At 60.1% G+C, this 12320-nt stretch carries 9 protein-coding genes; 8 read left to right on the top strand and 1 reads right to left on the bottom strand.

Annotated features, from left to right (window positions below):
• Nucleotides 1-26: 26 nt before the first annotated feature.
• The 3 genes from CUC44_RS10370 to CUC44_RS10360 all read left to right on the top strand — a co-directional run bounded on the left by CUC44_RS10370 (nt 27) and on the right by CUC44_RS10360 (nt 4409).
• The gene (locus CUC44_RS10370) at nt 27-1343 is read left to right on the top strand and encodes a hypothetical protein (RefSeq protein WP_100859907.1); all 1317 of its coding nucleotides are present in this window, start codon (nt 27-29) and stop codon (nt 1341-1343) included.
• 95 nt (nt 1344-1438) lie between these two features.
• Nucleotides 1439-3094, top strand: coding sequence for a hypothetical protein (locus tag CUC44_RS10365; protein WP_100859884.1), 1656 nt, complete (start codon nt 1439-1441; stop codon nt 3092-3094).
• 115 nt (nt 3095-3209) lie between these two features.
• Nucleotides 3210-4409, top strand: coding sequence for a Bcr/CflA family multidrug efflux MFS transporter (locus CUC44_RS10360; protein WP_100859883.1), 1200 nt, complete (start codon nt 3210-3212; stop codon nt 4407-4409).
• A 209-nt stretch (nt 4410-4618) separates the two neighbouring features.
• Here the strand turns inward: CUC44_RS10360 and CUC44_RS10355 are convergent, their stop codons facing one another.
• Nucleotides 4619-5086: a DUF4357 domain-containing protein gene (locus CUC44_RS10355; protein ID WP_011706372.1), complete on the bottom strand. Its 468-nt coding sequence runs from the start codon at nt 5084-5086 to the stop codon at nt 4619-4621.
• A gap of 152 nt (nt 5087-5238) precedes the next feature.
• Between CUC44_RS10355 and CUC44_RS10350 the strand changes: the two genes are divergently transcribed.
• The 5 genes from CUC44_RS10350 (at nt 5239) to CUC44_RS10335 (ending at nt 12118) form a co-directional block, all read left to right on the top strand.
• Nucleotides 5239-5919: an ABC transporter ATP-binding protein gene (locus CUC44_RS10350; protein ID WP_167388860.1), complete on the top strand. Its 681-nt coding sequence runs from the start codon at nt 5239-5241 to the stop codon at nt 5917-5919.
• Between the two features lie 45 nt (nt 5920-5964).
• A complete protein-coding gene (locus CUC44_RS10345) occupies nt 5965-8364 on the top strand; it encodes an ABC transporter permease (RefSeq protein ID WP_100859881.1) in 2400 nt (799 codons plus the stop codon).
• The gene (locus CUC44_RS10340; RefSeq protein WP_244166759.1) at nt 8361-9461 is read left to right on the top strand and encodes a lipocalin-like domain-containing protein; all 1101 of its coding nucleotides are present in this window, start codon (nt 8361-8363) and stop codon (nt 9459-9461) included. Before CUC44_RS10345 ends, CUC44_RS10340 begins: the two co-directional genes overlap by 4 nt.
• Nucleotides 9462-10012: 551 nt before the next feature.
• A complete protein-coding gene (locus tag CUC44_RS20955) occupies nt 10013-10597 on the top strand; it encodes a hypothetical protein (protein WP_157812769.1) in 585 nt (194 codons plus the stop codon).
• An 81-nt stretch (nt 10598-10678) separates the two neighbouring features.
• Nucleotides 10679-12118: a hypothetical protein gene (locus CUC44_RS10335; RefSeq protein WP_100859879.1), complete on the top strand. Its 1440-nt coding sequence runs from the start codon at nt 10679-10681 to the stop codon at nt 12116-12118.
• Nucleotides 12119-12320: the final 202 nt, after the last annotated feature.

Here is a 12320-nt window from a genome sequence, read left to right as displayed (position 1 = left end):
CGGCTAGCGTCTGCCCGCCCATCTGGCTGCTGCTCCTGCTGCAAGGGGTCTGGATGGGCTGGCTCCTCTCCTTCCCCGTGGCGCTCGATTCAGACGATGCCCTGAACTTCGCCCACGGGGTAATGCGCTTCAGCGTGCTGGAGTTCTCCCCCCACTTCCCCGGCTACCCCGCCTTTATCTGGCTCGCCCGCCTGCTCAACCTACTGGTGGACGATCCCGCCCGCGCCGTGCAGTGGGCCAGCCTGCTCGGCAGCAGCCTGCTGCCCCCCCTGAGCGCCTTGCTGGCGGTGCGATTGTGGCAGCGGCCCGAGTTGCTGGCCCCGGTCTGGCTCATCGCGATGGCGCTGCCGCTCACCCCGCCCCTGGCGCTTTCCGGTCTCTCGGACGGGCCTGCGCTGGCCGTCTGGCTCGGCAGCTTGCTGGTCCTGCGCGCGTCGTCATCGGCCTCCTCAGCCTCTTCGCCGTGCTCTTCACACAGGCTTGCCATCGCGGGCCTGCTGGTGGGGCTATTACTGGCCCTTCGCCCCTCCTATTTCGTGCTGGCCCTGTTGCCACTCTGGCAGGGATGGCAACACAAGGGGCAGCGGCTCGCCTTCCTCGCCCCCATCGCCCTGGTGGGGCTGGCCTGCCTGCTGTTCGTCTGGCAGGCGGATGGCTGGGCCTATTTTGCCGAGGGGAGGCGTTTTACCGACGGTCACTTTCACCTCTGGGGCAACACGGCGGCGGCCCACGGCTCGCGGCTGCTAAGCTGGGGCCAAACCCTGCATAGCCAGCTCGGCCCGCTCTGGCCGCTGCTGATGGGGCTGCTGCTCTGGCCACTCTGGTCAAAGGCCAAGCCAGCACAGCTTGATAGAAGCTGGCCTCTCGGCTGGCTCGTCCTGCTGCTCTGGACCCTGTTTGGCCAGAATCCGGACAATCCCCGCCACTTGGCGCCCATCATCTACCTTGGCCTGATCCTGCTGGCCGGATGCTTGCCTGCGGCAAGGTCTGTCGCCTCTTGGCCAATAAAGGGAGCCATGCTGGGGGCGCTGGCGCTGTTGGGTACCACCTTGATCGCCCCCAGCTTGCCGGCCATGGTCCAGGCGAGGCTGATGGCCGAGCAGAATTGTTCAGCCCTGGTGACCCAGTGGGGGGTACGGCTGCTGCGCGAGAGCACCACCTTGCCCGTCACCGATGGCTGGTACGGGGGAGACGCCCGCCTCGCCCTGACCCAGGGGGCCTGCCGCCTCAGCCGCCGGCCCCTCTCGGCAGGCGAGCTGCCCGGCCCCTATGAGACGCACTGGTTCGCTCCCCGCTTTCGCGCCGAGCCGGGCCTCTGGCTCGCCATACCACGCAAGGAGTGAGCTGCCCGCCCACCATATGGGGATGACAGACCCTATAGGCTCCCTCTCTCGACTCGACTAAACTCACTGCGCATTCGCCATGGGAGGTGTTGTCGATGAAGGGAATGAGGGAGTGGCTGCTCGTCCTGCCGGTGCTGGTACTCACCTGCACGCTCCTGCTGCTACCCATCTGGCTGCAGGGAGGCACGCAAGGGCACGACTTGTTCCACCACTTGCTCTCCGGCCACTATTTCGCCCAGCAGCTATGGCAGGGGGAGCTCTATCCGCGCTGGCTGATGGCCATGAACGGCGGCTTTGGCAGCCCCACCTTCTTCTTCTACCCCCCGCTCCCCTATTACGTCAGCGCCCTGTTCGCCGGTCCGGGCGCTCTCGCGCACCACGCCGTCTATCCCCTGCTCGGCAGTGCCAGCCTGGCGCTGCTGCTCTCGGGTCTGTTTGCCTACCTGTGGCTGCGCAGCGTAAGCGAGCCCGGACGGGCGCTGGCGGTCAGCCTGCTCTACCTGGCCCTGCCCTATCACCTCGCCATGGATCTCTACGCCCGCTTCGCACTGGCCGAATTCTGGGCCTTCGTCTGGGCGCCGCTGATCCTGCTGGGGCAGGATCTCGCCACCCGGCGCCTGCGCGGGGGCCTGCCCCTGCTGGCGCTGGCCATAGCATTGCTGGCCTACTCCCACCTGCCCAGCCTGCTGCTGATGCTGGCCCTCACCGGCCTGCGCGCCCTCAGGTTCGCCTGGCGCGCTCGCTCATGGCTGCCCTGCGAGATCGCCCTGGGCGGTCAGGTGCTGGGGCTCTGCATGGCCACCGCCCTCTTGCTGCCGGCCATGACAGAGCAGGGGGCCATCTCCATGGAGCTGATGCGCGGCGGCATGTTCGACTTTCGGCGCAACTTTCTGGATCGCCTGCCAACGAGCCTGGATGACTGGCGTTTTCGCGCCCACCTGGGCTGGCAGAGCGTGCTGACCATGGGGTTGCTGCTGGTTGCCTGGGCCGCCGCCCGCGAGCCCTACCATCCCGAGCTGCTCTGCTGGGGGGCCATAGGCGTGCTCGCCTTCCTGATGATGCTGCCCCCGAGCCAACCGCTCTGGAGCCTGCTGCCCCCCTTGCAACGGGTGCAGTTCCCCTGGCGACTGAACCTCATCCTCGCGTTGGCCACGGTCGCCGTGGTGGCACTCGGCACCCCGGCCCACAAGCCCTGGCAGTGGCTCTGGTGGGGGCTCTTGCTGCTGACCCTTGTCTCCTCCCTCGCCTACGTCTATCACGCCCCCCTCACCCAGGCGCCGACCAGGGAGGCCATCGCCAGCGAGTTCGACAGCAAGCGCAGCGCCCGTGAATATCGGCCAAGACAGGTGCCGGGCGGCATGTTCGCCCCCACCCTGCTCGCCTGGAAGGAGGAGTTCCAACCGCCGGTCAGCGCCGATCCCCCCGCCGCCAGCTGGACGGTGCAGGGCTGGCAACCCAGAGCGCTGACCCTGAGGGTGAGCGCCGCCGTGCCCACCCGGCTGGTGCTGCACCAGTACGACTATCCGGGCTGGCAGGCCTGGCTCGACGAGGAGCTGATGCTGACGGTGAGCGCCAACCGCCAGGGCCTGCTGCAGGTCTGGGTGCCGGCCGGCAATCACACCCTCACGCTCCGGCTGACGCAGCGCTGGCCCGAGCGCCTTGGCAACGGCCTCTCCCTGCTGGGGTTGCTGGGCTGGCTGGTGCTCGCGCTTCGCCGCCCCAACCCTAAGATAGCGAGCCCAGTGCGCTGATTTATCAGCAGATCAGACCTCAAGGCACCGGGCAGGATAAGCCTGCCCAAGGGCGCCAAAGCTGATAGACTGAACACTTGCCCCTTGCCGGCCTTGTTCACGACTCGGATACCCTATGCCTCACGCCACCCCCCTCTCACCTCGCTTCCTGTTCATCCTGCTCGGCGCCCTGGCGGGTCTGACGCCGCTTGCGGTGGACATGTACCTGCCCGCCATCCCGGCCATCGCCCGGGACTTGGCCAGCACCATAGACGGCGCCCAGCTCACCATCAGCGCCTTCCTCGGCGGCTTTGCCATCGGCCAGCTGTTCTACGGGCCACTCGCCGACAGCTTTGGCCGCAAACCTGTGATCCTGGCGGGACTCTCCATGTTTGCCGTCGCCTCGGTGGGCTGCGCCATGGCGGACTCCCTGCCAGAGCTCCTGGCCTGGCGCATGCTGCAGGCCGCCGGTGGCGCCGCGGGCTCCGTGGTGGTCAATGCCCTGCTGCGGGACTTGTTCGAGAAGGATGCGTTTTCGCGCGCCATGTCGTTCGTGATCCTGGTGATGACGCTGGCGCCCCTGGTAGCGCCCGTGGTGGGCGGCTACATCAGCGCCCACAGCGACTGGCGGGTGATCTTCTGGCTGCTGGTGGGGATCAGCCTCTTCATCTGCCTGGTGCTGCAGTGGAAGATCCCGGAGACCCTCAAACCCGAGCACAAGCAGCCTCTCAGACTCGGCCAGGTGCTGCGCAACTACTGGGGCGTGCTCTCCCATCGCGGCGCCATGGGCTATGTGCTGTGCGGCGCCCTGTCGAGCTCCGGCATGTTCGCCTTCTTGAGCGCCTCCCCCTACGTCTACATCGAGTATTTCCACGTACCGACCGAGCACTACGGCTGGCTGTTTGGCCTCAATATCCTGCTGATGATGGTGGTCACCTTCGTCAACAGCCGGCTGGTGAAGGGGGTCGGTGCCGAGCGCATGCTGCAATACGGCCTGATGATGCTGCCGCTCGCGGGCGCCCTGCTCATCTACAACGCCTGGAGCCAGACCGGCGGCCTGTGGGGCATCGTCATCCCGGTGGTGCTGTTCGTCGGTCACATCAGCCTGGTGGGGGCCAACGCTATGACCGGCCTGATGGGCCACTTCCCCCAGTCCGCGGGCACCGCCTCGGCGCTCGCCGGCACCTTGCGCTTTGGCATCGGCGCCCTGGTGGGGATCCTGGTCAACCTCAACCCGCCCGAATCCCCCCTGCCCATGGCGATTGCCATCGCCAGCTGCGGCTTTGGCTCGGCGCTCTGCTATTGGCTCTTGACCGGCAAGCAGCAGCCACGCTGAGCCTCTGCCCATAAGCCATAAAAAACGCGGCCCCGGCGCCCTCTCATCGAGTTCATGTCGATGGAAAAGGCGCCGGGGCCGCGTGTTATCCGCCGTTCAGATCCGGCGAGAGGGCGATATCCGCGCCCTCGCGTTTCGATGTCGGCGCAACATCCTGAAAAAATCTTATCAAACACCCTCGTTCATTAGCGCTGCTTATGAAATTCAGGCTATTTCTTGCCAAAACCGGACTGCTTGAGGGTATAGCCGGCGCTGTTTTGCCAGGCGTCCAGACCGCTTCGGTTGTTGCCTGCCACCAGACTGGCGGCCAGGCTCGGACTGTTGAACAGCTGATCGGCCACGAACACGAAGCCACCCTCGGCCCGCGCGCTCAGCACCCCCTTGTCCAGCAGCTCGAGGCGCAGTTCGATCACCGCCTCGCGCAAGGATGCCGCATCCTCGCCGTTGGCGGTGGATCCTGCCTGCACCATGAAGCCGGGGTTTTGCCGCTTGCCCACCGGGTAGCCATGGGCCTCGGCCCCCTTGCCGTTGAAGTGGTAGAGCTCGCGCTCCCCCGGTTTGTTGTCGGAGAGCGCCTTTTGCAGGGTCATCAGCTCGTTGTAGATGTCGATGGGGACCACGGCAGCCTGCTTGGTGCCCTTGCTGTCGACGATAAAACTGACTTGCTTGTGTAACATCCTTGCTCATCCTGTGACCCATGGAAGCCCCTATTCTAACCACCTCTGGCAAGCGGGATCCAGCGAGGATCCTCATCCCTTTTGCAGCCGGGATCACTAACTGGCATAGTGGCAGGCACAGTGAAAGCCATTGGCCATCAACCGGTTATCCCATGCTGAGCCTGAAAAACCTGAGCAAGTCCTTCGAACCTGGCGCCGCCTCGCCCCCCCTGTTTGCGGGGCTGGATCTCTGCCTCAACGCCGGTGAAACCTGCCTGCTGCTGGGACAAAGCGGCTCGGGCAAGTCCACCCTGCTCAACCTTATCGCCGGGCTGACTGCCCCCGATGAGGGGGAAGTCTGGCTCGGGCAGACCCGCCTAGATGCGCAGTCGGCCAGCGAGCGGGCCCGCCTGCGTGGTCGCCACCTTGGCATCGTCTATCAGGACTTCAACCTGCTGCCGACCCTGACGGTGGAGGAGAACTGCTGCCTGCCGCTCGATATCAACGGTCTGCCCCGTGAGCCTGGCCGGCTGACGGCCCTGCTCACACGCCTTGGGATAGAAGGCAAACGCCACGCCTGGCCGGAGCAGCTCTCCGGCGGCCAACGCCAGCGGGTCGCCCTGGCCCGGGCCCTCATCCATCAGCCCCAGTGGCTGCTCGCCGACGAGCCCACCGGGAGTCTTGATGAGCACAACGCCGCGCAGGTGATGGCGCTGATGATGGCGGCGGTCAAAGAGACGGGGGCCGGGCTGCTGCTGGTGAGCCACAACCCGGCCTATGGCGCCCTGGCCGATCGGGTGCTGCGCCTCGAAGGCGGGCGGCTGGTGGCGCTCAAGGGCACGGCCCATGGCTGATCTGGCGGTGAATCGATCGCCTGATCCCGTCCAAGGAGCCACGCCGTGCTGCCCCTGAAGGCGCTGCTGCGCCTCTACCGCGCCCATCCCTGGCTGCTGCTGATGAGCCTGACCGGCCTGATGCTGGGGGTCTCGTTGGTGGTCGCCATCGAGCTGCTCAACCAGAGCGCCAAGACTAACTTCGTCGCCGCCCGCAGCCAGCTCGCCGGGGAGGCAAACTACCGGCTGGCCCCAAGCGGCGGTCTCGATGAGCAGCTTTACGTCAAGCTGGTGCGAAGCAAGCGCGCCCTCGCGGCCCTGCCCCAGGTGCACGCCTGGCTCAAAGACCCCCAGGGGCGCAGCTTCCAGCTGCTCGGCATCGATCTCTTGAACCCGGGCCCCTTGAGCCCCTTGCTCGGCTCAGGCAAACAAGGCGGCGATAAGGATTCCTTTTCCCTGGCGCGGGCCGATGGCGTCTGGCTCGCCGAGCCGGAAGCCAAACGGCTCGGTTGGGCTGTCGGTCAGACCCGCCACTTTTTGCAGGGTGAGCGGTCACTCCAACTGACGCTCGCGGGCACCTTCGAGCCCGGCGCCGTGCCCATGGAGCGGCTGCTGCTCACCGATCTCGGCATAGCCCAGCCCCTGCTTGGCAAGAACGGGTGGTTGGATCGCATCCTGTTCAAGCTAAGCGAGGCAGAAGCCACGGCGCTGCAAGCCAAACTGCCCAAACCGCTGTGGCTAGAGCCCATCAGCCCCGCGCTCGATGCCAGCCTGCTCGGCGATGCGCTGGGGCTCAACCTCAGTGCCCTCTCCCTGCTCGCCATGGCGGTGGGGCTGTTCCTTGTGTTCAACGCCCAGCGCTTCGTGCAGAGCGTGCGCCGCCCCCAGCTGGCCCAGCTGATCATCCTGGGCATGCCGCCGCGCCGGGTACTGCTCTGGCTGGGGCTGGAACTTGGCTTACTCGCCAGCCTCGGCACCCTGCTCGGCCTGGTGCTCGGAGTCTTGCTCGCCAAGGCGCTGATGGGTCAGCTGACCCAGGCACTGGCGGATCTCTACGGCCCCAATCCCATCGATCTCTTGCGCCTTTCCCCCGCGGGCCTTATCAAGGCCGCGGCCCTTGGCCTGCTTGGGACGCTCGCCGCCAACCTGCCCGGCTGGTGGGCACTGCTGCGCCAATCGCCGCTGCAACTGCGAGAAGGCCAGGTACGTTTGAGCGCCCATCCCTGGCGCCGGCGCCTGCTGGCGCTCGTCATCCTGCTGGTCTGCGCCATTTGCCTGTGGCTGCCCCAGACTGGGCTCCCCGGCGCTCTGCTGATCGCCGGCGGCTGGCTGCTGGCCATGGCGCTATGGCTACCGGATGCCCTGCGCTGGGTGCTGAGTCTATTGCGGCGCCGGCGTGGCGGCCTCACCTTGAGGCTGGCCGTCGCCGAAACCCAATACCATCTGGATCGCACCGCCATCGCCGTGATGGCGCTGCAACTCGCCATCGCCGCCGCCATCGGCATCGGCGTCATGGTGTCGAGCTTTCGCACCAGCGTGGAGATCTGGCTGGGCCAGCGCCTCGCCGCCGATCTCTATGTGAGCGCCCCCAGGGGTGCGGCGGGCAGCCGGGGCACGCTCGACAAGCCAACTCTGGACACCATACTCGCCAGCCCGGAACTCAAAGCCGCCTCCCGCCGCTCGGTGCAGCCCGCCCGCTGGCAGGGGCAACCCATCGAATGGGCCCAGATGGACGCCATCCCCGAGCTCAGAGCCGCCTATCCCCTGCTGAGCGGCCGCTGGCCAACAGGGCCGGGCGAGGTGTTGGCGAGCGAGCCGCTGACGGTGCGCCTCGGGGTCAAGGTCGGCCAGACGCTAGTGATCACGAGTGAGTCGGGCCCGCGAGCTGTGCAAGTCACCGGCGTCTATCAGGATTACGGCAGCGACAAGGGGCAGATCCTGCACGACTTCGAAACCGGACCCGTACAATCCCTGGCGCTCTTCAGCCCTCAGCCGGAGCGGCTCGCCGACGAGCTGCGGGCGCGCTTTGGGGAAAAAATTACCCTCTTGCCCGCCCCCGCCATCCACGCCGCGGCGCTCAGGGTGTTCGATCAGACCTTCGTGGTGACCGAGCTGCTGAAATTGCTGATCCTGGGGATAGCCTTTGTCGGTATCGGCTCCGCCTTTATGGTGCTGGGGCTCGCCCGCAAAGCCGAGTTGCAGACCTTGCAGAGTCTGGGCTTAAGCCCCCACCGCTGTCGTCAGTTGCTGGTGTGGCAAGGCGCCGGATTGGGGCTGCTCACCGCCCTGCTCGCCCTGCCGGTGGGTTATGGCCTCGCCTGGGTGCTCATTGAAGTGGTCAATCCCCGCGCCTTCGGTTGGCGGCTGGCGTTCGAAGCTGCCCCGACTCACGCCATCACGGCGCTGCTGCTGGCACCGGTGTGTGGCGCCCTGGCCTCCTGGTTTGCCGCGAGGAGAGTGGTATGAAGCGCTCACTACGTACCAAGCTGCTGTCCGCCTTGTGTGCCCTGCTTGGCATAAGTGTTCAGGCCCAGGATCTCGGGGCTGTGCTCGGCAGTGGTGGCGAACAGTTTAAAAAGGCACAACCGGGGCAAACAATAAACTTGCCCACGGATCACGCGGCCCACCCGGATTATCGCTCCGAGTGGTGGTATCTCACCGGCAACCTCAAAGACGAACAGGGGCGCGAGTACGGCCTGCAGTGGACCCTGTTTCGCCAGGGGGTCGATTGGCAAGGGGTTGATAAAAAAGGCTCAATTCGAGAGCAACCACTGACCAATCCCTGGCTGACCCCCCAGCTCTGGCTGGCACAGTTCGCCATCACGGATCTCGCCACCGGCAAGCATCTGCAGGACGAGCGCACCAGCCGTCAGGGGCCGGGTCTGGCAGGCGCCAGCCAGGGCGAGTATTGGCTAAGGGAGTGGGCACTTAAATCCCAAGGAACGGCGCTCTTTCCCGCGCGGCTCAGCGTCGACAGTGCCATCGGCCAGCTGGATCTTCGAGTGAGCAATCGCAAACCCGTTGTGCTGCAAGGTAAATCGGGTTACAGCGAGAAGAGCCCGGGCAACGCCTCGTTTTACTACTCCTTCCCGCGCCTTAACTTAAACGGCACTTTAACCCTGGACGGGGAGACCCGCAAAGTCAGCGGCCAGGGCTGGTTCGATCACGAGTGGAGCAGCTCGGTACTGGCACAGTGGCAGGCCGGCTGGGACTGGTTCTCCCTGCAACTTGCCGATGGCCGCGAGCTGATGCTGTTTCGCCTGCGCACCAAGGCCGGTCGCCCCGAACCGGAGAACCGTTACGGCATCCTGATTGAGCGCGATGGCAGCAGCCGGTTGCTCTCCCCCAAATCCATCGCCCTCACCCCCGGCAAGACCTGGCGCAGCCCTAAAGGTCAGCCCTACCCCATCGAGTGGCAACTAAAAGCCGCCGATCTCAATCTCACCATCCGTGCCCGCCAGCCCAATCAGGCCATGACGGGCCGCTTCGACTACTGGGAGGGAGCAGTCTCCGTCTCGGGAGATGCCCAAGGGCTGGGCTATCTGGAGATGACGGGGTATTGAGACCCCATCTTATGGCCGCGTCCCCTGTTTACTACTTTCCTGTTCACCAGCCCTAACTATCTTGACAGACCTCCGTAAAAATCTGACCAACATCAAGATTTCATTCAAACGCCACGGGTTAGATGCTTTTTCACTCAACAAAGCTGGTCAGCATTTGATATCCTACTCATCCGGTTCTCACAACCCCAAATGAAATCAATGGAAGCCCATGGCTTGCCTTTCCTCAATCCGGTTAAAGCAGAGAACTAGGAGCTGAAACCCTATGCGGTAGCCATGTAGCTGGCCGAGAAGCAGAATAAGAAATGGATACCACTGAGATCCGTTGATGGATAGCAAGGAAAGGTTCCATATATCCACGGCATGAATTACGTGGGGCCGCGTAGGGCATTAAGATATCCCTGGTGTTTTAATGTTTTAATGTTTTAATGTTTTAATGTTTTAATGTTTTAATGTTTTAAAAATATCACTTGATTTATACTAAAACATTATCACATGGGTGCTTTCCGCATGATAAATTTTTAGCAATTAATGATATGGAGTGAAAATAATTAATGATTTGGTGGGAGAAAACAGTCGAGTATAAATTTATTATTCAGACTGCAACTGATAGAAAAATTGACTTTGCTGCGCCACTATCTGGCACTCAGGAAATAGGTGGCGATGGGATTTTTGGCGTCGACGCCAAGTTAATACTTGTTGAGTTCAAGCGTTCTCAAAGAGAATTTAAAACCGAAAAAGATAAATTTAAATGCTACGAAAAAGCAAAAAATGAAATGAGAGGTCGTGATAGATATCATTTTTTGGTTTATGGTTCGGAAGGTGAAAATGGCAATCTGAATATTCATGCCAAACATTACTTTTCTTTAAAGGAGGTAGTGCCAGCGCTGTCCATTTTTGATCTGGGGGTAAGCGAAGAAGCATTTAAATCATATCTTGGTAATTTAATTAAATTAAAGAAAAAAGACGGACGTTCAGATGGTACGGTTGGTCCAGAATCCGTAGCATCTGTTGTTGGTGTATCTCCTGACTCTGTAATTTCAATATCCTTAACAGAATATGTCAGGTTGACTTTGCCAGAACTTTACCAAGCTCTTTCCCCTACGCAGATTATAAGCAGCGACCTGAGCCTTGGCTAATAATACACTACTTGCGAAGAATTTTACGCTTCGTTCCAAATATTCTGCAAAGTGCGATACTAGGCGATATGGAGAAAAATAGTGAAGGTCAGCGAAATATACAATTTGGAAGTCACTCAATTTGAACTGGATTTTGTTGATATAGACACAGAGGCTGATACGCCATTATTTGTAGACCCATTTTTCCTTGGTTGCCGCACCGACTCTTGGTCAATCAATGCAACCCGTACACTTCGAAGTTTCTTTCAAGCGTTTGTTAACTTTATTCGAGATGGCAAAACTGCTCGAGCAAGAGCTCTTTTTGACTACCTACATGAGCCTAATGAAACGTGTTTGGGATTATCCAGGGGTAGGCCTCGTGGCAATGCGATCGGCTCCATCGACAGTAATAAGCTTTTTAATAGCATTGCTCAGAGCCGAGCTGTGGCGACTGGTATTGTTGAGGATCTAGAAGACTTTCGCCTTTTTATTGACGGTATCGACAAAGATAAAATATCAGATATGACCACAAACATAACTCGTAGCCATCTTGTAACTTACACACAAGAGCAGTGTAAACTATGGGGAATCGCATTACAGCAAAATGTTCAGTCTGGGTTTTATTGGGATAGAAATACACACTCCTGGAATAACCGGTATGAATCGATGCTGATTGTCGATGGCCGAAAGATACTTTTGACACCCAAAGGTATTGTTTCCTACTCAAAAAAACACACACCTCAGAAATATTACAATCAATTTGTTCTCGAGTATCTGCAGCATGAACATCTTCGAAGCCATTCAGCTCTTGTCCAACATCGTGTGGACGGTACACCCTATGTGACAAAAAAATCTTTAAAGGAATCACAGGAGTCCTCTTATTCTAAAGAGTTCCTAGCCTCTTTTACAGACAGCCATCCCGAAGTATTCCGTGATTTCAAAGAGTGGATTCAGCACACAGCCATAGCAATTTCTAATGAGGAAATAGATGATAGTGATCCAGTTCTTATTGCACAATACCTGATCAATAAGCTTGGCGCTATTGCACCAGGCGGGGAAGATGCAACTAAGTATCATAGGCTAGTCGTCGGTATTCTTGAGTTTCTTTTCTATCCTGATGTTGTCTCGCCTATAGTCGAGAATGAGATCCATGATGGAAGAAAGCGTATAGATATTACTTTCGATAACTCCGCAAGCAAAGGATTTTTCCATCGACTACATACTACCTATCAAACTCCAGCCCAATTCGTTTTCGTAGAATGCAAGAATTACTCACGTGAAGTTGCCAACCCTGAGATAGACCAACTTTCTGGCCGTTTTTCGATAAATCGAGGTAAATTTGGTCTGCTTCTATGCCGATCAGTAGATAACATGGACACGCTATTAGCGAGATGCAATGACACATACGTGGATGGGAGGGGAATTATGCTTCCAATTATTGATGATGATTTAATTGCAATGCTAAAGAAGGTAATAGAGGGTGTCGTAAATCCGCATGAAGAGTTTTTATCCCAAAGATTTCGTGCTGTTGCATTAAATTGAATATGCCTAAAAACACTACCAAAGCGAACGTATTTTCCATTCGCTTCCCTTACTACGAATGCGCCGGTTACGGTAGGCGTTACAAATACAATACTGGGACTCTACCGATACAGTAATTCGGTGTTAACTCCCGGGGCCACCCTGTCCCTTTCGATGGCAAAACTGCAACGCTGAATCGGTTCCGGTATGACATATCTTCCCA

Origin of the sequence: Aeromonas lusitana, from assembly GCF_002812985.1 — a bacterium.
GTDB classification, from domain to species: Bacteria; Pseudomonadota; Gammaproteobacteria; order Enterobacterales; family Aeromonadaceae; genus Aeromonas; species Aeromonas lusitana.
Note: the sequence above shows the minus strand (reverse complement) of the source record. Positions and strands in the feature narration are given on the sequence as shown.